Below are 22,546 nucleotides of genomic sequence, written 5' to 3'. Positions count from 1 at the left end.
ACTTTCCTCCTATTCCGCCAAACTCAAAGTTCCATCATCCGCAATGTTGACCTTCACGCCCCAGGCGCTTAAGATCGCGTCCTGTGCGTTATTGATCTGCACGGCGTCCACTTCGGCGATCAGCTGAAGCTGCACGCTGTCCGCATCGTAATCATAAGAAGACACGACCGATCCATTTTCCGATCCGGTGTGGGTCAGGATTGAAGCGACTTTCGGATCGACGGAGATTTCTGTATTGAACATCACCGTTTCCGAAGCTTTTACAATGTGTTTTCCATAGAGAACAACCTGTTCTTTGTTTCCGGAGGCAGGAGCAACAATCCAGTCGGTATCCTTCAGCGACAGCCGAATCAGCGCCGGATCCAGTTCCGTTTCCGGAATCTCGGTCACCGTCGTCGATCCATCTTCGTTTTTGACCACTTTGACCCAGCGCCGGGTCACGATGACGCGGATATATTCCTCGACCTCGCCGGTATTCACAGCGCTGAGTTCTTCGGTGTAATTCTTGCCGGGAATGACGTTTTCCTTAAACGTATTCGTCAACAGTTCGCCTTCGTTGGGGATCAGCACGCCGTTTTCCACAAGCCCGACCGTTAGTTCGCTGGTCGCGATTTCAGCCGTATATTCTTCATTGCGGGCTGCCGGAACTGCCCGGGCCGCACCGACGCCCAGGGCGATGACCAGCACGGCCGCGCAGGCGATCAGACCATATTTTATTTTACGCACCGCTTATTCCCCCTTTTCCATTCCATGGGACCAGCTCAGGTTCCAATCCGGATGATCGCCGTCATAGAGCGCCTGAACGCTTTCATGAACGACGACGATCTGGAAATCCTGCGTCAGGCTTCCGGCCTTCGTTTCGTCGACATCCACCTGAACGATCGTGGTGCTCGCTTGCGGCTTCAGCACTTCTGTATAAATCCAGCAGTTTTCCGCTTCCTCCCAAACCCAGCCGGCGCCGGCAGTGATCTTGACATCCAGATTGTCCAGCGCAGGATAGAAAATCTGCAGCCGGACAAACGCTTCCGACGTTCCGGTATTTTTAATTTGAATCTGTTTATCCAATCCGTTTAAGATCTCGATGATCTCCGTATGGGAAGGCTCCAGCGCAACCGGAGCGGTGCCGGCAGCCGTCGTATAATCCGTGAAATAAGCCAGCGACGGATTGACGGCGAAGCCCAGAACGAGTGCCATGATCAAGGCGATTGCTCCGTAGGGCTTTTTCCAGAAATTCTTTTTCATTGGTACTCCTCCTTATTCAGCCTTCTCGTAAACCGGCGTGACTTCGATCTTTCCGTTGTCAACGGCATACTTGTTGATCACGCCGCTGCCGCTGTTCTGATTTTCGTTGAAATCGTTGACGGCCGTCACCTTCAAGCCCAGCCGGCGTCCGTTTTCATCACTCATCAATGTAACGCCTTCCGGCATCTGATCCGCCGACGCGCTCCAGAGCGAGACCGGCAGCTGGAAGGTATCCGCCCCTGCGGCATCATAGACGCTGCCGCTGTAAATTTCTTTCACTGTATAGTTCAGTCCGTAAGGGAGATCGTTGATTTCCACGGTTTCAGAACCTGCGCCGTTAAAAGTGAGCGCGACGATGTTGTTATAGGCTCCTGCCGGATTGTTTTCATCTTCCGGTGTGCCGGTGATTTCAAAGACGAAGGTTGCGCCTTTGTACGTTTCGCTGTAACGCTGCAGCTGTTTCTCAATCGCCAGGTTGACCTTGGCAATGTTTGTGTAGGCAATCTCGATCGCGTTGTTCATCACGACGCCGGAGGCCGTGCGGTCTTCCGTGAAGACCTCGTCAATGTAGACAAGGTAATCGCCTTTGGCTTCTTCGATGGAATATTCCGTTCCCTGCGTAAGACCTGTTAACGTAAACTGCTCGCCGCCTTTTAAGACGATCGTCAGGTTTTCCGAATCGTAGACCGGCTTCAGCTTGCCTTTCTGGCCGTCGGCCGACGTGATATAATAGGACAACTTGTTTTTTGTCGGACCCAGCTTGACTGTAAATTCAAACACCGCGTCGGAAGGCTGCGGCTCGATCACCGTTTTTCCAACAGAGAGGGTATAGTTTTTGACCTGCGCATCCTTGCGGTTATCCAGTTTGACCTGATAGAAATTTTCAACTTCGAATTCGCCGTTGAACGGTGCGTCGGCCTTGACCTTTTCGCTGATGATCGCCGAGTATCCGTCGATTCCCGCTTCCACGATCGTCCAGTCATGGCCAGGTTCCAGATTCGTCCAGATATAATTCCAGTTATTGTCCTCGGACAGGATGACCGAGGCGTCTTTGCGGGTCGTTTCATCGATCGATACGCCATCGCGCATGAGGTAGACCAGCACCTGATCCGGATGTTCTTTTAACGGTTTGCCATTGGCGTCAGTCCAGGTCTTGATCACCTGCAATGCCTCGGTATCGGAGCCGATCTGTAAATGACCGTTGTTGGCGATCGCGAAGCCCGGGCCGCCGCCCCGGTTTCCGGTCACGACGACGCCGTGCGCTTCGGCCGCTTCTTTAGCCCATTGTCGGGTCTGCTCGGAAGCCTGGCTGATCATCGAAAAGGAATTTGACGTATACTGGTAAGCGCTGCGGTCGAGCACTTCATCCGGATTGCTGCTGCGGACAAATGTGATCTCGCCGCCGCCCGGCGCAACGTCGGAAACGTAAACTCGATTGCCGTCCCGGCCGCTGTTGTGATAAATATCTGTGGTTCTGTAATTGTTCTTATCTTTGTTGTCGATGATCAGTGCGCCGTTGATCTCAAAGATCGCCGTTTCCCCAGTCGGGCAGGTATACAGCGCGCCATAGTGCGCATAACCGCTGGTCGAGCGGTTGCCGCTCGCATACAGGTTCTTCATTTCTACCGAAGCGTTCTGCTGGATCGAGATCGCACCGCCGCTGACATACATGGAATTGGCCGTGGATTCATTGTCGGTAAAGGTCGCAAGATAGATCTTGCCCTGCGACGAATATTCGTAACAAATACCGCCGCCTTCGCTGACGCTGGTATTCTGGGTAACAAGCGTCCGGCCGTCATACAGACCGAAGTTCACCGTTCCTTTATCGCTTACGTTGACGCCGCCGCCATAAACCGCGGAATGGTTGCCGATAATCGTACCACCGTCAAAGTTAACGACCGCCTTATATCCCTGGACATAAACGCCGCCGCCCAGCTTTGTCGCATGATTGCCGCGGATTGTACCGCCGGTCATGTTCAGCAGGCCCTGATTCACGATAATTCCGCCGCCGTAGTCCGCTACGCCGTTTTCAATCAACGTCGTTCCGGTGATGTTCAATTTGGCGTTGCTGCCGACCGAAATCAGCGAATTCCGGCTTTCAATGCTGGCGCCGTCCAGATGCGCGCCGTCCAGCGTCACTTCGCCTTTGATCTCAAGCAAAGAGGAGTCGTGGTGCTCGCTGCAGCGGACCAGCGTCAGTCCGCGCTGATTCAGAATTTCCTCATCGGCCGCCGTGACCGTGACGGTAGTGCAGACATAAATTTTATTCAGTCCCTGATCCTGCGCTGCCTGCGCCGCTTCCGCCAACGTCCGGGTTACCTGATCGTTTTCGCCGGTATGGAAGGTTTCGTCGGCTGCTAAATAAATTCGCTTCGGTACTTCCACCAGACTGTAATAGCCCTGATACATGTCCTTTAAATTTTTCTGCGTATAGAGGTTCAGCGTATAGATCGCGTCTTCCGTTTCCGTTTTCAAGGCCGATTCCGCGATGTTGATGGTCGCTTTGGCGGACGCGGTGTTCGCCGCCAGAATTTCAGAGGAAGCGCCGACAGCGCCGGCCTGACTGTTGACCATTGTATCGTGCGGCGTAAAGTTCTTGTAGATCCGCGTGCCGTCGTTCAAGTTCAGAACGGCTCCGGAGACCGGCGCCAGATACAGGCCGCCGCCAACGCCTTGATACGTCTTGTTCGCGGTATTGCCGGTAATGATCACATCCGCCAGCGTCGTCGTTTTGATCTTATTGAGATAAATCCCGCCGCCGTTATTTTCCGCCGTGTTGTTTTCAATCCGGCCGCTGATCTCGACGTGAATCTCGTTGGCGCCGCTGGCATTCAACGAGAGCGCGCCGCCATTGTATTTGGCACTGTTGTTGATCGCCGTGATGTTCTCGAATTGAAGATTCCGGTTATTCGGGATGGCGTTGATTAATACGGCGCCGCCGCCGTTGGTTGCGAACTTCGATGTCGCGGTCGACTGGTTCCCGTCAAAGAGCGTGTTCTGGAACAGGCAGTCTGCCGTCGGTTTATTCAGATAAATCGCACCGCCGCTGGACGCGGAATTTTGTTTGAATTCGGAATCCTTCACTACCAGACTGCTCTCGGTTACGTAGACCGTACCATTGCCTGAGGTCATATTGTCGTTGATTTTAACGTTTGTTAACGTCACCGGAATTTTCTCGGCAGAGATCGCTGCGCCATAGCTGCTCAAGGCTTGCGAACCGGTGATTGTCGTGCCGGCAATCTTCAGCGAAGCGTCAGCGTTTGTCTGTCCCTGGATACTCAGCGCACCGCCGTTGCCTCTGTTGGCCAGCGGTTTATTGTTTGCAAACTGCCCGCCGTTGATCGTGACGTTGAAGGTCGGGTTGGAGTTGGCGTTATTGATTGTGGCGTAGAGCGCGCCGCCGTTAGACAGATACCGGTTATCGGCAAACTCGCAATTTTCAACTGTCAGATCAATCGTTCTGCCAGCGGCCTGACCGTCGATGATCAGGGCTGCTGCGCCGCCATACTGCGCCAGATTTCCCCTGAACGTTGAATTGGTCAATGAGAACGCCAGCGTTTGATCGGCGTCGTCGGAGATCATGGCGACCGCGCCGCCGTAAACGACGTCACTCACCATTCCTTTGGCTGCGCCGTCAAACGTACAGGCGTCCACGGTCAGATTTCCGTTAACCACCAGCACCATGCCGCCTGCGGATTTTCGGTTGCTGTTGATCAAGATTGTTTCTTCGTTGTCAATGTTGTATCCGCCCAGAAATGTAACGTTCGTTACCGATACATCGGCTTCGTTGGCGGTAATCAGACGGTAAACATCCGCCGCCTCCATCGTTCCGTTTTCAATTTTCAGGGAACCGCTGCCGACGGTGATCGCCGATGCGCCGTTTGTCGTCCAGGTCTTTTCGTTCAAATGAATCGTCAGCTGCGCAAATTTCGCCTTCGGTACGGTCACGCTTTCGGCAACGTCAGTTTGAAGCTCGATCACCGGATTGGCATCGTTTGCCTGCGCGGCGGCGTTGATGGCCGCCTGCAGCGTCGCGTAAACGTTATCGTTATACCCGGCTGCCGCCTTCGTCGTCATCGTGATGACATAGGTGGAAAAGCTTTCTGTTTCAAAGGTAATTTCAGTAGTTTTGGCATTTTGCGCAGAGGCGACGACTTCAGCCGCCGCGTCGTCCGGCACGTGCACAACCTGCACTTCCGACTCCTGAGCAACTTCTGAAAGGGTTTCCGTCAGCGGCGCTTTCAAGCTGATATTGACGGAAACACCGCTGTCCGGCTCCACTTCTTCCCCACTGTTCACCGCGTAAAATGTAAGATCATAAGCGGCCAGAGCGACGAGGAGCTGCGTTTCATCCAGCGCGTCTTCAACCTGATCGGCCACGGCTTCCAGTGCCTCCGGCTGCGTAATCTTTTCAGCCTGCAGCCGGACTTCTTCACTAAATGCGCCTTCCGGTGCGGATACCGTGATGATTGCGTCTTCCGTTTCAGCGGTATAGACGGCGGCAGGCATGCGGGTTTCCTCTTTTTCCAGTGCTACGACGACAGTGACATCGTCTTGCGCTGAGGCAATGGAATATTGCACGGCTACTTTTTCAGCGCCGTCTGTTTCTGTTTCATCCGCCGTATTCATCGGCTCTGTCAGTTCATCGTTCACCATGACGCTGACGATCTGATATCCCTGAGCCGGTTCAACCGTGAAGACAGCTTCGTCTTCCGCATTCATGCCGGATGGGCCTTCGATCATTGCCGCTGCTTCCGGCTCGATCACATAGGTGATCTTGTAATCGAATGTTTGTGAATTTTCAAGATCGGGATTCAGGATTTCATCGCCCGCCGGCGTCGAAGTCGGCGTGACTTCCGGGGTGGCTTCCGGCGTCGAAGTCGGCGTTGTTGCCGGGGTGGCCTCCGGAGTCGAGGTCGGCATGACTTCCGGGGTTGCCGTAGGCGCGACTTCCGGGGTCGGCGTCGGCGAATTCACCGGATCAGCCGTCGCCGGAGTGTTCCCGGCTTCCGATTCCTGATCATTATTCTGACCCTCCCGCATTTCCGTATTCCCTTCGCCCGGCTGTTTCGGCTCAGCGCCTTCCGCCATGACGGACTGATAGTTTATTGCGGTCAGAGCCAACATCATGGCTACGCCGGTTTTCAACAGCTTATTCATCAGATTTTGTAGACTTCTTTGCATTTTCCTGCTCCTCTCAGAATATTTGAAACTTTTATACCGTGGAATCCGAATCCTTTGCACTCAGGATACCGGTCCTGGCGGATTCTTCTCTGTCAGTCCGTTACGGAAGTTCATCCTGGACCTCTGCGCGGACTGCCGCAGCGTCATTTTTTGATCAGATTTCCCGGGAAGGGGAAAGATCATTCGGTTTAAGAACCAGAATACCCGTTCTTTTTGCACTCGATGCACCTCCTGATGGTTATATCCTATCAAAGCGAGGTTATTTTTTGGTTAGATTTTCTACTTATTCCGGATTTTTTAAGCGATTGCTCAATGAAAAATGCCGAAACACAAAAAAAAGACAGTCATGAGTGATTTTCCCATGACTGCCGCTTGATTTACTGGATTAGATGCTTCTCCACAGTTCGCTGTAAGAGATGAACGGGATTTCGTCAGCGTTGATCTTCGCCTGATTGCGCTGTTTCTTGATGTTGCCTTCATGAACGTTCTGAAGCATGTCTTTATTGACCATGTACTGAACGTAAACCACTTTTTTCAACAAGAACCAACGAACAACCAGCGAATAGATCGCCGCTTCTTTGTCTTCCGCTTCGTGCAGCTCGGTTTCCGCATTTTCCCTGACGGCTTCCGCTTCGTCCAGCGCATCCTTCTTCAGCTGTTCATAGTTGGAGAAACGGCTGCGGTCCGCTTCCCGCTGCAGTGCGCCGGCCTTGACGCTGAACAGCTTGCGGAACGTCGCCAGAACGCCGTCGACACTCTCGGCGGTCACTGCGACCAGCTCGTTCTTGCAGTCGGCCAGGAAGCTGTATGGCTCCGTCAGCGTATAATAGAGACCCTTGGCATACAGATAGCTGCGGTCGCTGTGCTTGACTAAGATCAGCGCGCGTTCGGCATCGTCCTGCTTGCCATAAACGATGATCGGGCAGATCACCGGATGCCCCTGCAGCTTAAATGCATCTTTATACCGGATGATCTGATTGGAAATCACCTGCCGGTTGATATCGGCGCGCAGATTCACGCAGATCTTCAAATCATGATTTTCTTCAAACAGTGCGTGCAGGATATCCTTCATCGGCTGATCTTCGGAAGAATCAATGACTTCCAGGTAATCTTCCAGGTAGCCGTTGAACTCGCACAGCTCTCCTTCTTTTCTGACATCTTTAATTTCTTCTAAGATTTGATAAATTGCCATTTCGTTTGGTCCCCCTGTTTCGTTTCTTCTATATCTGTTTTATCACAATCAGGCAATAAAAAAAAGTAAAATTTGTCCCCAAGCCGTAAAAACTGGCAAAATTATCTTGTTTAGCTACTTGACAATGCAAAGTAGTGGGTTTAGCATGGTAATCAGAAGGAAGGATCGCCATGAACGCACAATTTAAAAAAGGCGTGCTCGATCTGGTCGTCATGGTTGTCGTCAGTCAGCACGACATCTATGGCTACGAATTGGTCAAGCGGGTCTGCGAAGTCGTCGAAGTCAACGAAGGCACGATTTATCCGCTGCTCAAGCGGATGACCAACGAAAAGTATTTCGAAACCTACCTGGTGGAATCTACCGAAGGACCGCCGCGCAAGTATTACCGCATCACCGCGCTGGGATTGACAACGATGAATCAGCTCAAAACGGAATGGCTGGCATTTTCCAAGCAATTAAATCTATTCCTGGAAGGGGGAAATCACGATGACCAAGAAGGAATTTCTTGATAAATTAGAACACAAGCTGCATCTGCTGAAACGCGATGAAATCCAGGATATTCTGGACGAGTATTCCGGGTATATCGACAACAAGCTGCAGGAAGGCAAAACCGAGGATGAAGCGGTCGCCGACTTCGGCAACCTCGACGATCTGGCGCGGGAAATTCTCAGCGCGTACAAAATCAACGAAAAGTACACCCGCGATTCAAGCCGGGATATCATCGACAATGTGGTGGACGTGATGACCCAGGGGATCGACTCCGTGGTCAGCTACTTCGCCGGACACTTCAACACCCTCAGCGTCGAGGCCATGATCCGGCTGATCGCGCTGGTATTGATCGCACTGGTGATCGTCGGTTTGATGAAAATCCCGTTTTCCCTGCTGGAAGCCCTGATCGTCAGTCTTCTGCGCGCCATCCTGCCGGGCTTTTTAGCGGCAGCTTTGAACTTCTTCGTTCGTCTGGCGATCAACCTGATTTATCTCTGCCTGGTCGTCCTGCTGATGGCGAGCTTTATTTCTCAGGGTTTGGAAAACAAGCCGGTCACCCTTCGGGATTTGTTTGAAAAACCGCTCCGGTTCAATTTCGGCAGGCGCCATGACGACGCCTGCTCTCCCCAAAGCGGCGTCCCGCAAACTGTAAATTCAAATCTTGCGAAGACGGAAAACGAAGCAGCGCAGCAGCGCAAAGAGGAAGAAGCCTTTGCCCAGGCGGAAACGGCGGCGAAGACGGAAGAGCAGATCGCAGCGGAAATCGACGAGGCGTTCAGTCAGGAATTCGACGAACCGCGGATTCTGGAAGATCCGATCGATCCGCTGATTCAGCCGCGCGGCCGTTACCCTTATTATAATAATGAGGAAAAAACGGCTGAAAAGCAGGGCTGGGGGATTGGAAAAATTGCCGCCCGGCTGATGATCGGGATCGTCCAGCTGATCACGCTGATGATTCTGATTCCGCTGGGACTGGGCGAGTTTGCGTTCTGCTTTGCCTTCGGCTTGTTGGTTTTCCTGTTATTTCAAGGCGCGAAGCTGTGGGGCCTCATGTTGATCTGTCTGGGTTTGATCGGGATTTTCCAGACGGCGGTCGCCGCCTTGTGGCGGATCGTGCATCCGGCGACGAAAAAACGGCCGCTGTTGATCGCGCTGATCATCAGCGTGGTGATCACAGGCATTGGCGTCCCCTTGACGATGGTCGAATTCTCCAGTTTTAAAGAGGTTCCGATCCGCCAGGATTTCCCGGAATTGTTTCAGCCGCAAATCATCCATCTGATGGAAACGGATGATCTGGACAGAGTTTATTTATCGTTTGCTTTTGACGAGATCGTTTTCCGCGAGAATCCAAAGCTGGGCTACGGCAGTTTGCAGCTGATCCTGCCGCCGGGCGAGTATGAACCACGCTATAACGACCAGCTTAATCCGCCGAATTACGAATATGTTAAAACCGTCAATATCGTTGCGATTCACGGCAGTTCGGACAAATTCCGCACGGCGCTGAAGATTCTTCTGCGGGGCATGCGGGAAGGAAAAACATATACAATGGACGACGATGGCATGCGATCGGCCCCATTGATCGTTGAAGCTTCGCATCCGACGCTTGAAAAACTGGCGATGGACGAGAATCAGACACTTTTGTTGATTAATCGCTGACAGACGAACCTGAAATTCGTCTGTTTTTGCGTTTTCAGGCAAGTTCTGGCTTTTGCCGCGGACGGGCTTCTATGATAAAATGAAGCATATTGAAAACAGCGGAGGCGATCATCATGAAAATTCCAAATTTACTGGCGCCGGGGTATTTGCACAGCCTGTTGATCAAAGCGAAGATTCAGGAACAGAACGGGCGGTTTCTGACGCATTATGCCCTCGGGACGGTATCCGGACTGATCCGTGCGCAGGCGATGGCAAATGAAAACGCGACGCGGGACAGTCTGATGGCGTCGATGCGGATTCAGGGGGCAGAGAGCGTTTGCCGGGTCTATCGCAAAATGGTGCGTTATCCTGATTTTCATCGCCAGCTGATTGCGTTTCGGCGACTGATGCAGGATTACGGGCTGACGTTGGCTGAGCTGCCGGAAAAGAGCGAAGGGCAGCGGGAATTGAAGGCGTTATTGGCCTTGATCGCCGATCTTCCTTTTACACATTTGCAGGAAGAACGTTTTCTCGCCGAAACCCAGACGCTCGATTTCAGCGGGGCCGAGTGCACGCCCGGCTGGATCGAGGATCTGCATCAGCAGCGTTTACTTGATGCTTTGAAGGCGCAGGGGCTGCGGTTCAAGCCGCTGAAGCAGGCGCAGCCGCGGACAACGCGGTTTTACAAGGCGCTGAATTCCCGGCAGGAAGCAGAGGGGCTGGCCCAGCTTTTGCTGCGCGAGCAATGGAAGCCGGAGGAAGTCATGATCATTCTGTGCAACAGTCAGCGCGACGGCGGGCTGGTCCGCTCCGTACTGACCCGTTACCAGCTGCCGGCGGCCCAGGTTGCTTATCAGAAACCATCGAAAATCCTGCGCTGCTTTGACGCTTTGGTGTCGCTGACCCGCGCGCCGTCAATCGCGGCGGTTCTGACAACGCTGCAGCTGAAAACCTATCCGACGTTGATTTCCGAGGCGTATGTTCAGTATCTGACACAGTTTGTTTTTGACCTGAACGATCTGTGCAAGCCGGTTTTCACGCATGTACAGCAGGCGCTGGAAAGCAACACACTGCTCAATATCATTGAAAAAGAAAATCTGCTGCGGCTGGAATCGCAGGCTCAGAGCGTGCATGAACAGCTGCTTCCCTGGCTGCTTCCGCTGCTGGAGGATGTCCCGCTGAGCGAAAAGCTCACCCGCTGCTATGAACTGCTTCGTCAGCATTCTTGCTTAAATGACGAATTGGAACGGCGGGCGTTATTAAATCTGAAGACCACGCTGGAGGATTGCTGGGATCTGCTGGAACAGCCGGGAGCTCTCGACATGTTCATGGCGCTGCTTGCGCAGAAAAAGCTGGAAATCAGCGAAGAAGTCGACGGCCGAATCGCGATCACCGATCTGAAGCATCCGCTTCCCTGCCGGCCGCTGACAATTCTTTTCGGCGCGGATCAGAATAGTTTCCCGGGAAATATCGCAGCCACCGGGATCTTTGACGAGGATTATCTGAAGACCACTTCGATGCCATCCCAGGCTGAGCGCTACGATCATTACACTCGCCAGCTGGAATGGATCTACACCAGCGCATCCCACTGCCTGATCTATTCTTACGCTGCCGGCAACTACGAAGGCAAGAGCTGGGACGTCGCGTTTGAAATTGAACAGCGCGCGGCCACCCGCGCCGTGCTGTGGCCGCTGGTTCAAAACGAGGTCTATTCCGATCAGCGGCATCAGCTATCGCCGGATACCGCCCGCCGTCTGTTTGCCCCGGATCATGTGCTGCGCGGCAGTATTTCTTCCTTTGAAACTTATTTCCAATGTCCTTATGCCTACTTCCTCAAAAGCGGTCTGCGCTTATCCAGAGGCAGTTTGACAACGGTAGATGCCGCCATAACCGGTACGATCCAGCACGCGCTGCTGGAACAGGGTATCCGGTCTCAGGGCAAGGCTTACGCCAGCCTCAGCGAAACAGAAATAAACGCGATCCTGAATCCTTATTTCCAGCAGCTCGACGCTCTGTTTCCTGATCAACATGCCGAAATCGACCAGATTCAGCGGCGGATGCAGCTGAATTTAAAGCAGCTGCTTCAGGCGCTGGCCGCCATGGAGGAAAACACTTCGTTTGCACCCGCCTTTCAGGAACTCCGCTTTGAAGAAGATCTGCTTGAAACCGGCGGCGTCACCGTGCGCTTAAATGGAATTATCGACCGCATTGACACCTGCCTCAACGACTTGCGGATTCTGGATTACAAAAGCTCCGCCAAAACACTCAGCGAAGCCAGGGTCAAAGCCGGACTCCAGCTGCAGCTGTTAACCTACCTGATCATTGCCGTCCGCAAGCTCGGGCTGCAACCGGCCGGCGCGTATTACTGTTCCTTAAAAAATGAAACGATCAGCGTCAGCGAAGCTTCGCTGAACGGCCGGCGTATGGAAATTGAAGACGTTGACCGCGATGAATGGATGAGCGAATTGCAAAGCAGCCATCAGCTCAAGGGCTGGACGATGAAGGAGTGCGAAGGTTTGGATTACGACGGCACGCACGTACAGGGACTAACCTGTAAAGACGGTCAGGTCAAAGTCCGAAGCCTGAAAGACTTCGACAATGTCCAGGCACTGATTCTGGAACTTTACCAGCTGTTGGTCCAACAGCTCAGCGCAGGCCGGATAGAGCTGGATCCGGTTGAAGGCGCATGTTTATTCTGTGATTTCAAACCTGTCTGCCGGCTGCGCAAAGCGCCGAAAAAACCGGCGGCGCTGGTTGGCAAAGAAGAAGGAAAGGAGGTGCGGGATGGCGATTCAATGGAGTGAGGAACAGCTCAAGGCGATTCATACGACCGATCATAACATTCTGGTTTCTGCTTCAGCCGGAGCGGGCAAGACAACCGTCCTGGTCGCGCGGTTAATGAAACGGATGCTCGAAGACCACATCAGCATCGACCGCATCGTCGCGATGACCTTCACCGAAGCAGCAGCCAGCGAAATGAAAAAACGACTGCTGCAAAGTCTGAACGACAAGCTGCAGGAACCCGATCTGGACGAAGAGGAAGCGCAATATTGCCGCCAGCAGCTGATCCTGCTGCAAAGCGCGCATATCAGCACGATTCACTCGTTCTGTCTGTCGATCATTCAAGCCGACTACGCCCTGATCGGACTAAACCCGGCCCGCATCCAGCGGATTTTTGACGATGCGGCAGTAGCGCAGATGAAGGAGCAGGCGTTTACCCACGCCTGCCGGAAGCAGATGGCGCAGGATCCCGCGCAGTTTACGACACTGCTGCAAACATTTTCCAGCCGCAGTGAGGATGTATCCGAGCTGAAGAAAGCGGTGCTGACGATCGCGGCCAAAGCGTCCGGGTCGCAGGATCCGCAAGCCTGGATCCGAACAGCAGCGGAAGCTTACGCGCCGATCGCCCGTCTCGATCAGCTGCCTTCCCCGGCAAAAGAAGCTTTCTTTGAAAGCTGCGCCGTAGAAGCGGGACGGCTGGAAGACTGCGCCGTCCAGATGCAGCGGATATTATTCGACGCGTATCCCGACAAAGAAAAGCAGGCCAACGAGGTTCTTCTATTCCTCGGCAAGCTGGCGCCGGCGATTCAAGCTGCGAAAAATTACGATTACCGGGAATACCGCCGCGCGTTGTTCGGCGCGATCCAGACCAAGATCAGTACGCTGAAAGACGCGCTGGATTTCAACGCGCTGCGCAAACAGCTCAACGCGCTGGCAAAGGATCTTGTCAGCCGGACCTATACCGAGGAAACCCTGCTTTCCGACCTGACATTGACCTATGCGATCATGAAGCCGTTAACGGCGCTGACGCTCGACTACCTTGCGCTGTATGCACAGCTGAAGGAAGCGCAGGAAGGGATCGACTTCGATGATATGGAACATTTCGCCTATCAGATTTTAACCGCGGAAAACAATCTGGCCGCGAAGCGGTATCAGGAGCGCTTTGATGAAATCATGGTCGACGAATTCCAGGATTCCAATGATCTGCAGAATGCGATCATCAATCTGATTTCCCGCGGCGCAAACGTCTTCCGCGTCGGCGACGTCAAGCAGTCGATTTACCGGTTCCGCGGCGGAAAGCCGCAGATCATGCGCAATTTGATGAACGACGCCCGGCCGGAAAATTGTTTTATTCACCTTTCCAGCAATTACCGTTCCAAGCAGATGATCGTCGATTTCAACAATGATCTGTTTCTGCGGCTGATGAACATTCCCGGCTGTTCCGATCAATACACCGATCACGACTGCGTAAAAACCGGCGCTCCGGCTCAGAAGCAGGACAACTATCCGGTTGAATTCCATGCGCTGATGACCAAAGCGCTGAAGGATCAGGATGAGGGGGCGGAAAATCTCGCCGCCAATCAGATCAAAGCGCAGTACATCGCCCAACAGATCTTAACGATGCACGAAACCTCAGACTTCCGGCAATGGAAAGATTACGTCGTGCTCGTGCGTTCCCATGCGGTTAAATCCCATTTGAAGCAAGCTTTCGATCAGGCAGGCATTCCTTATTACATCGACGCGAAAGCAGGGTTCTATCAATCGGAAGCAATGCAGATTCTGCTTTCCTGGTTTCGAATTCTGATCAATCCGGCCGATAATTTATCGTTAACCGCCGTGTTATCCTCTGACTTTTATCAGGCGGATGACGAGGAATTGGCACGTCTGGCAATGAAGCGGGAGCGCCGGCCGATCTTCGATATCCTGAAAGAAGAACATCATCCGCTGGTCGCTGACCGGCAGCGGTTAAACGACATCGCACAAAAGCTGGGATTGTGCGCTTTGCTTGACGCGCTGTTTCAGATTCATCACTTTTATGAAGAGCATTGTACCGCTCAGCAGCGGACCAACTGTGACCTGCTTCGCCAGAAAGCGGAACAATACAGCGCCGAGCATTCCGATTCGCTGACCGGCTTTCTCGCGATGATCGACCAGGTGAGCGAGGAAAAAACCTCCGAAGCCATTCCCGTTGGCAATGAGGACGACGTTGTCAAAGTGATGACCATTCACCAATCCAAAGGTCTTCAGTTTCCTGTCGTCTTTTACTGGGCGAGCAGCCGGATCGACATTATGGATAAAAAAGAAACGTGCATTGCGGATGCGGATCTGGGGATCGGCCTGCCGGCGCTGGAGCTGCCATGGCGGTTTAAGCGGCCGACCGCGATCCGGCAGGCGATCGAATATAAAATCACGCTGGAAGAATTGGAAGAAAATATCCGGATTCTCTACGTCGCCCTGACCCGGGCGCAGAATCAGATGATTCTGGTCGATACGATCAAAGGCGAGCTGCCGCATAAACCGGTAACGATGAACACGCTGCTGGAACGCAAAGGGACGACGGACCTGATTTTATCCGCGATGTGCGAAAGTAACTCCAGCTTCTGGAAAGTCCGGACGATTGAAGATCGCTGGGAGGTCCAGCAGCTTCAGCACCGCCGCAAAGCGGTCATCTCCCTGCCGCGCTATACGGAAGAAAAGCCCTTACCGGTCACCCTGACGCCGTCGGAAACAGAACAGACCGCATATATTCCTGCGCTGTTTCCAAAAAGTAAAGCTGTCCGGCCAGCTCAGCGGGGCATCCAGCTGCATGAAGCGGTGGAACACCTGCCGGAAGGAGATTGGACGGAAAGTCAGATCCGCGGCCTGCTTCCGGAAATAAGACGTTCTGACATCCTTCTTTTGCTTCAGCTGAACAAACAGCCGTTATTTCAGCACTGTCAAACAATGTCCGTTGAAAAGGAATTCTCCTTCGCCGTCCTTTCCGGCAACGAATTAATTCAGGGGCAGATGGACTATGTCGCACAGGATGAAAATGAAGTTATACTGATTGATTTCAAGAGTGATCGTCATGCCCAGGCCGACCAGTTAAAAATGTTGTATGCCCGGCAGATTTCAATTTATCTGCGCTGTCTGCGCGAAATGATTCCGGACAAAAGAATCCGCGCCTATCTGTACTCATTTGATCTTGATCAGTTCATCGAAATGACGCCTGAAGCTGAATTGGCAGCTGCGTAAAAACCGAACCCAAAGAAAAAGCGATCTGATCATCCAGCTTCGCTTTTTTTCATCTTCTTAAAATTAAACTCATGGGAACAAATCACAATTTTTCCCAATTCACTCCATGACGCTCAATGCTTAAGGATCGTTTCCTCCCGGGTCGTTTAAGCTGAAAGAATACCAGCCTTCACCCTGCGGATCATCAAAAATACTCTTTTATCAGAGCCACATTGATCATAAAAATAAATTATACCATGAAATGGTAACTGTTTTTTAATTTTAAATGATCACTGAGAAATTCATTGTTTATCGTTGATTTTTAATCCAAGCATTCATAAAAAAGCCAAATAGTATATCACTTTTTCTAATTCGTGCACGTTTTTGAATGATAACTCTGAATTTCATCGTTTATCGCCGATTTTCAAGATTATCATTCAAAATTAAGCGCAAAAATAAAAGCTAATATTATAACATATTTTTAATTCTTCGCACGATTTTGAACGATTGCGCTGAAATTCGTCGTTGATCGTTGATTTCCGGGGGAATCATTCAAAAAACCCTGACTGTTTTCAGCCAGGGATAATCAAATTAGCCGATTAAACTGTCAATCAAGGACTGCGCCTGTTTCCACGCCGATTCAAATGACGAACGGAACAGGACGACCGGTCCGAAAGCTTCGTATTCCGAAGGTTCGATCGCATGCAGGCAATAACTCTTACGGAAATCCGGGAGCTTCTCAAGCAGCTCATCCAGCACGGCGGGCGGCGTTGGCTGGGCAAACCGCTCGATCACCGGCGGATTCTGATCTATCAACTGATCGGCAGTCCCCTTCCAGTTGATCGTAACGCAAGCCTGAGCGCCTACCATCTCTGTGAAATGATGCAGTCCCCGCGCACCGCCGCCGATGAAGCCGACATCCGGATATTGGGTCCGGGTCATCGCATAGGTCTTTTTCGTAGCCGCAATACCGGCCTGAAACAACACATCTGAGGCGATGGCGACCTCCGTTTCCTGTACTGTTTTATACAGATATTCGTCCAGAATTCCCGTGATGTGCGAGTAATAGATTGGTGCCTTCCTGACGCAATGGCTTGTCGCTTCCGCATATACCCGACCGACATCCATGGCCTGACGAACCGACATCACCTCCGTCGCATTGATCGGTACGCCCTGAGCCGCCAGAATACTGATGGCTTTTAACCCTTCTTCCGTAACAGGAATCTTAATCATAATATTCTCGCCCGCTTCCCGATTGAACAACCCGGTCTTTACAATCGAATCGCAATCCTCATGGAACGGATCCCCCTGAATACTGACATATCCCCATCGCCCCTGCGACTGTTGATAAAGCGGTAAAAAGAGTTTGGCGATGCGGCCGACCAGCTCCCGCTGCACGGCGATCAAAATCTGATCCCGGGCGACGCCTTGATCCCGCAGCCGCATTATTAACTGTTGGATTTCCGGCAGCTCGCTTTCCCGCTGCATCATCTTCCAGACATACGCCGGATTCTGCGTACAGCCGCACGCCCCTTCCGCCAAGGCCCGCTTCGCCTCTTCCTGCGTCACATTATTGATCCAGAACCGCGTCGGCGTCAGTTCATTCACTCTGTGAAAATAAGTTTTTTCTTCCATGGACTTCACTCTTTCTCCTGCAGCATCGACCAGGCGCGCTCGATGCCTGAGCGCGGGCTGGTCAGCACTGGTATGGTCATTTCATTTAAATAAGGAAGCAAGGTGATCATGCTGCCCTGCGCCAGCACAACGACGTCGTTTTCTGCCGCTGCCCGCTGAATCATCGCCAGAACAATCCGGTTATGCTTATCCACATCCTTTTCTTTCATCAGAATGTCCAGCGCTTCCGCCGCCAGATATTCCTGCACGGCCACTTCCTTGCCCAGCCGTTGGGCAGTCGTCCGGATCAGATCGCAGCTGGGTTTTACCGTCGACGCCACCGTCGCGATTACGCCGATCCGCGCACCCAGACTCACTGCCTTTTCCGCCATCGGTTCGTCGACTCTCAGCGTGGGAATCGCCGTACACCGGCTGGCAATCGCAAAGGCTTCCCCGACCGAGGAACACTGATTGAAGATCAAATCAACACCTAATGATTCCGCCGACTGAACATAACGGCACATCCGGCTGATCACAGCCGGGGTGATCCCGGTGTTCCGCTTGACCTCCGCTAACAAACTATCGTCGATGATGTTGATGATTTCCACCTCCGGCATGATCTCTTGACACAAGGCTGTCAGATCCTGCAGCGACACGGCGCTGGTATGGATGATCGCCATCTTTTTCATAGAAATTTCTCCCAATAAGCAGACGCTTTGCCGACGCTGCCGAACAGCTCCATCTTGTGCCGGATGACCGCGCGCGCCGCTTCAAAACCCTTCGGCATCAAGGTTGAGAACTTGAATTCGCCGGTTTCATTCATGATTTCGTTCAGTTTCCGTGAATAGGCTGCCTTGTAATCGCTGGCAATGTTGACCTTGCGGATACCGATCTGACATGCCTGACGGATTTCCTCATCCGGATTATCTGAACCACCGTGCAGCACCAACGGCACCGGACTGACCTGTTTCAATTCTTTCAACAAGTCCAGCTGCAGTTTCGGCACGAAGCCTTCCGGATATAAGCCATGCGAAGTCCCGATCGCGACCGCCAGACTGTCGACGCCGGTTTTCGCTGTGAAATCAATGACTTCTTCTGGCCGGGTGTAGATGATATGATCGACTCCCCCTTCATCGGAATAGTTCATAATCCCGATCGTTCCGACTTCCCCTTCGACGGAAACGCCGACTAGATGGGCGAGATCGACAACCGCTTTCGTCTGGCGGATATTCTCCTCATACGGCAGCTCGGAACCGTCGAACATAACGGAAGTGAATCCGGCCTGAATCGCCCGCAGAATATCCTGCAGCGTGCGGCCGTGATCCAGATGCAGCACAAACGGAATCGGACTTTCCAACAGCCGCGTGCGGACATAGCTGTAAAATTCAGGGCCGCAGAAGTCAAGCTCATTGACGGCGATCGCGATGATCGTCGGCGCTTTCTGCGCTTCTGCTTCTTCCATGACGCAGCGGAAATTCGCGACCTCGGTAACATTGAAGGCGCCGGCCGCGAAGTGATGTTCTTCTGCGACGGCTAAAAATTCCTGCATGTTCATTAACATGATAAATCCCTCCTGTTTCTGATCAAAACGTGATGTTGACTTCGGCGACTTCGCCGTCGTCAGCCTGCGTATAATCAATGCCGTAAGCTTCCTGACTCGGTGTTAAACGACGCTTGAGAACAAACAATGCGACGCCCATGATGATGCTGCCAATCGCTAAAGCCGCGACGAATCCCAACGGGTTAGTGAAAGTTGGAATAACGAACCAGCCGCCATGGGCAACCGGACTCTCGACGCCCCATACCATGCACAGACCACCCGCAATCGAACCGCCCAGAACACTGGACAGCACCACCCGCCACAGATCGTTCATCGCCAACGGAATAACGCATTCGGTAATCATACATACCCCCATCGGGAAGCAGGCCTTCAGATTTTCCTTTTCATCATTCGTATAAATCGGCTTGCGGAAAATCTTCGCTAATCCCCAGGCGATCAGCACGCCCATCGGCGGAATCATGCACGCGACCATGTGGCACGCCTTCGGCCCATAAATTCCATCCGCCAACATCGCTGTCGTATATAAGGAAACCGTCTTGTTGACCGGACCGCCGAAGTCGAACGCCGAACCGGCCGACATGACGAAGCCGTAGACAAACTTGGAACCGGTTGACAGATTCGCCAGAAACTGCGTCATCGCCTCCATGAAATACGCGATCGGCGTCCCCAGCACCGTAAACATCAGCACGCCGCAGATCAGCGAAGCGAAGAACGGAATGATCAGAATTGGCATCAGGCCCTTCATCGAATCCGGCAGATGAATATATTTTTTCATGGCGTTGACGACATATCCGACTAAAAACGCGCCGACCAATCCGCCTAAGAAGCCTGCCTTGATTTCCGCGCTCACCAAACCGACGACCAGCCCCGGCGCAATGCCCGGCTTATCCGCGATGGAATAGGATATCGCGGCGCAGATGACCGGAATGATCATCGTGGACATCCCCAGATTGCCGACCTTGTAGATGATGTATGCGAAACTGCCGACGGCGTCCTTGACATTCGGACCGCCGAGAATGACGCCCAACGCCTGGCACAGCCCGGCGCCGACGACGACCGGAACCATAAACGAAATCCCGGTCATGATGTGTTTCTTGATGATTTTCCAATTCATTAAACTCTCCCTCTTTTCTTTTTAAGCTGGTTTGTTTTCAGACAAGGCCGGACCACCGTGAAGTCCGTTACGCCAATCGCTTCATGATCCTGTGGGGGACAAGTGTTCTTGTCCCGGACTTTTCACGGCGATGATCCGCCGCCATAGATCTCAGCGATGGTTTTTCAACGTCGCTTCGATCTTCTTTAAAAAGCCTTCCGTGTTGCGCATGACGTCTTCCGTCCGGCAGCGCACGACCGGTTTGCCTTTAAAGCGTTCTTCCCCGGTAATCTTGACGTCAACCGCTAGCAGCACGACGTCGGCCTCTGCAATTTCCTGCGCCGTCAGCTCGTCTTCCGCGCCGATCGACCCCTGCGTTTCAATCCGGCAAGGATAGCCGCAGACTTTCGCCGCTTCGATAATTTTCTTCTTGGTGATGTAAGTGTGCGCGATCCCTGTTGGACAGGCTGTAATTCCGACGATCTTCATTCCGATTCCTCCTTTCTTAAAACAGTGACGATTTCCTCAACCGTCCGGGCGTGATGGAGCGTGTCGATCACGTCCTTATCCAATAACAGCTGGGCGACATGGGACAGAAGCATGATATGCTGCGACATATCCACATCGCGAATCGCAAACATAATAATGCAGCGAACCGGTTTGTCGTCAAACGTTTCCCAGCTGACGTCGGCACGGGTGCGTCCGATCGCAATGACGCTGCGGTTCACGACAGCGGAACGGCCATGAGGAATCGCGATCCCCTCGCCGATTCCCGTCACGCCTTCCGCTTCGCGGTGAACCAGCTCGTCGATGAACGGCTGTTCCTCCCGGATCGCGCCGTTTTCATAAAGCATGCGCGTCATCTGCGTGAACACTTCCTCCTTGGTTCTGGCTTCCAGTTCCAGATTGACGTTTTCTTCCATTAATACTTCTCTGATATCCAACATAAGAGTCCCTTTCTTTATCCGTTCAGCAAGCGCCGGACTTCCTCGATATCCTTGGGATCCAGCAGCGCGGATACCGTCACGCTCGGACAGGAAATTTCAAAATCAATACCGACGGTCGTTAAGATGAAATCCAGATCGGCTGCCTTTCGGTGCTTCAGCTGCCGCAGCGAGATCACATCGACGATCTCCAATTCCGGAAAGACGGTCGCTACCCGTTTCTTCAACAAATGTGAGGTGCCGATACCGGTCGAACATACTAACAGTACCCGCTGGCGCGGTGTCTTCGGCTCCAGCGCCAGCTGGAAATACAGGCAGAGATAACACAGCTCATCCTCAGAAATAAAATGTTTTGGATAATACTTTTGCTTAAGCTCCAGCACCGCGGTTTTCACCTGCGCGTACATCTGCGGAAATTCCGCGATCGTCTTCTCTTTTAACAGACAGACGATCCGGACGTTGTACTGAATTCGCGTGATCATCGAATTGATATGCAGAAGCAGGCTGTAAAACAGATTCGCGTCCTGTGAAAACTGAACCTGCGTTTCCGCTTCCATCCGCTGAATCAGTTCCTCGCAGAACGCAAGAACTTCCGGCTGGGAGCATTGCAGCGTCTGACCGATCACTTCCCGCTGCGGCAGCTCACCGACCCCGCAGCCCATAAAATGGGTGTAAATATATAACAGCTCGTTAGGGGGAAACGTAATCTGTACTGCTTGCGAGAAATTCTGGATGCATGCGGCAATCTTTTCATAAATCAGCGGATTGATCAGCTTCGGATTCATCACGCCGCCGGGATTGATGTAGCGCCGGCGGCGCATCCGTTCCATCGCGATCAGGATGTGCGTAACAATATTGATATAGTAAATATCGCCGAGAATCACACCGATCGCTTCCTCGATCTCACCCACGCACTGTTCTACCTGACGCAGCGATTGAGCGCCGTAGATTCCGCTCAGCACCATCCGGTTTTCCTCGTTCAGGCGTGTTGGCAGTCCGCTTGGCGGCAGCAGTTGGAAATGGCGGCTTTGGTTCAGCACCTCCGTAACTTCATTGCGGATCGTCAACTCGCCTCCGGTGATGTACGTTCCCTCGCGCGTGCGGTTCAGCGTCAGTCCGGCTTCGCGGATCCGCTGCTCAATGGCGGCCAGATCGTTCACAATCGAACTGCTTCCGACATAATACGCTTCCGAAAGGCTGCGGATTGTCGTGGGCTGAGGCGCGTTGAGAAGCAAACCCAGATAAATCCGGCGTCGCCGGTCTTCCACGGAATCTCCCGAGCTCAGCCGATCCCCGCCGTAAATCCAGCGGTTCAGTCGGCCGCGATCCGCATTGCCGCAGTCCAGCACAATTCCCTGACTGCTGCGTAAGAGCGTATATCCCAGCGACAACCCCAGAATTTCAATGCGCTTGAAATCCCGTTGGATCGTTTTGATCGAACACCCAAAGCGCCGGGCCAGTTCCGGATTCCGCAGCGGTTCCGTCTGCCCCGCCAACAATCTCAAAATCTGAATTTGGCGTTCATTGAGATCTTCCATAGGCATTTCCTTTCTTCGGTTTCATCATAATCAAAGTCCAAACAAGAAACCATACCAAAA

15 protein-coding genes are annotated in these 22,546 nt (G+C 52.8%); 4 read left to right on the top strand and 11 right to left on the bottom strand.

All coding sequences use genetic code 11. The annotated features are described in order from the left end of the window. Positions 1-9 precede the first annotated feature (9 nt). The 4 genes from I2D94_RS02950 to I2D94_RS02935 form a co-directional block, all read right to left on the bottom strand. Positions 10-726, bottom strand: a complete 717-nt coding sequence (locus I2D94_RS02950; RefSeq protein ID WP_195395557.1) for a hypothetical protein — start codon at positions 724-726, stop codon at positions 10-12. A 3-nt stretch (positions 727-729) separates the two neighbouring features. Beyond that, a complete protein-coding gene (locus I2D94_RS02945; RefSeq protein WP_195395556.1) occupies positions 730-1,242 on the bottom strand; it encodes a hypothetical protein in 513 nt (170 codons plus the stop codon). Positions 1,243-1,254: 12 nt separating this feature from the next. After that, the gene (locus tag I2D94_RS02940) at positions 1,255-6,426 is read right to left on the bottom strand and encodes a Cna B-type domain-containing protein (RefSeq protein ID WP_195395555.1); all 5,172 of its coding nucleotides are present in this window, start codon (positions 6,424-6,426) and stop codon (positions 1,255-1,257) included. Positions 6,427-6,811: 385 nt separating this feature from the next. Then, positions 6,812-7,618, bottom strand: coding sequence for a hypothetical protein (locus I2D94_RS02935; RefSeq protein WP_072685091.1), 807 nt, complete (start codon positions 7,616-7,618; stop codon positions 6,812-6,814). Between the two features lie 170 nt (positions 7,619-7,788). Between I2D94_RS02935 and I2D94_RS02930 the strand changes: the two genes are divergently transcribed. From I2D94_RS02930 to I2D94_RS02915, 4 genes are all read left to right on the top strand, one after another. Further along, entirely contained in the window at positions 7,789-8,127 is a 339-nt protein-coding gene (locus I2D94_RS02930; RefSeq protein ID WP_072685092.1) for a PadR family transcriptional regulator, read from the top strand. Next, the gene (locus I2D94_RS02925) at positions 8,105-9,763 is read left to right on the top strand and encodes a DUF1700 domain-containing protein (RefSeq protein WP_072685093.1); all 1,659 of its coding nucleotides are present in this window, start codon (positions 8,105-8,107) and stop codon (positions 9,761-9,763) included. The genes I2D94_RS02930 and I2D94_RS02925 overlap by 23 nt, the downstream gene beginning before the upstream one ends. Positions 9,764-9,876: 113 nt before the next feature. Then, a complete protein-coding gene (locus tag I2D94_RS02920) occupies positions 9,877-12,546 on the top strand; it encodes a PD-(D/E)XK nuclease family protein (protein WP_195395554.1) in 2,670 nt (889 codons plus the stop codon). After that, the gene (locus tag I2D94_RS02915) at positions 12,527-15,757 is read left to right on the top strand and encodes an exodeoxyribonuclease V subunit beta (protein WP_195395553.1); all 3,231 of its coding nucleotides are present in this window, start codon (positions 12,527-12,529) and stop codon (positions 15,755-15,757) included. The genes I2D94_RS02920 and I2D94_RS02915 overlap by 20 nt, the downstream gene beginning before the upstream one ends. Positions 15,758-16,327: 570 nt before the next feature. Here I2D94_RS02915 and I2D94_RS02910 read toward each other — a convergent pair. From I2D94_RS02910 to I2D94_RS02880, 7 genes are all read right to left on the bottom strand, one after another. Continuing rightward, positions 16,328-17,371 carry a transaldolase family protein gene (locus I2D94_RS02910; protein ID WP_072685096.1) on the bottom strand — a complete coding sequence of 348 codons (1,044 nt, stop codon included), beginning with the start codon at positions 17,369-17,371 and terminating at the stop codon, positions 16,328-16,330. A 5-nt stretch (positions 17,372-17,376) separates the two neighbouring features. Beyond that, on the bottom strand, positions 17,377-18,039 hold the full coding sequence (locus I2D94_RS02905; RefSeq protein ID WP_195395552.1) for an aspartate/glutamate racemase family protein: 663 nt from the start codon (positions 18,037-18,039) through the stop codon (positions 17,377-17,379). Further along, positions 18,036-18,911: a ketose-bisphosphate aldolase gene (locus I2D94_RS02900; RefSeq protein WP_195395551.1), complete on the bottom strand. Its 876-nt coding sequence runs from the start codon at positions 18,909-18,911 to the stop codon at positions 18,036-18,038. The genes I2D94_RS02905 and I2D94_RS02900 overlap by 4 nt, the downstream gene beginning before the upstream one ends. A 22-nt stretch (positions 18,912-18,933) precedes the next feature. After that, the gene (locus I2D94_RS02895; protein WP_195395550.1) at positions 18,934-20,025 is read right to left on the bottom strand and encodes a PTS fructose transporter subunit IIC; all 1,092 of its coding nucleotides are present in this window, start codon (positions 20,023-20,025) and stop codon (positions 18,934-18,936) included. Positions 20,026-20,175: 150 nt separating this feature from the next. Further along, positions 20,176-20,493 carry a PTS fructose transporter subunit IIB gene (locus I2D94_RS02890; RefSeq protein ID WP_072685100.1) on the bottom strand — a complete coding sequence of 106 codons (318 nt, stop codon included), beginning with the start codon at positions 20,491-20,493 and terminating at the stop codon, positions 20,176-20,178. Next, a complete protein-coding gene (locus tag I2D94_RS02885) occupies positions 20,490-20,951 on the bottom strand; it encodes a PTS sugar transporter subunit IIA (RefSeq protein ID WP_195395549.1) in 462 nt (153 codons plus the stop codon). The genes I2D94_RS02890 and I2D94_RS02885 overlap by 4 nt, the downstream gene beginning before the upstream one ends. A 14-nt stretch (positions 20,952-20,965) precedes the next feature. After that, the gene (locus tag I2D94_RS02880; protein ID WP_072685102.1) at positions 20,966-22,486 is read right to left on the bottom strand and encodes a PRD domain-containing protein; all 1,521 of its coding nucleotides are present in this window, start codon (positions 22,484-22,486) and stop codon (positions 20,966-20,968) included. Between the last annotated feature and the right edge of the window lie 60 nt (positions 22,487-22,546).

Source organism: Holdemania sp. 1001302B_160321_E10 (assembly GCF_015552275.1).
GTDB lineage: Bacteria > Bacillota_I > Bacilli_A > Erysipelotrichales > Erysipelotrichaceae > Holdemania.
The sequence above is the reverse complement of the archived record's forward strand: the minus strand, read 5'-3'. Positions and strand labels throughout refer to the sequence as shown.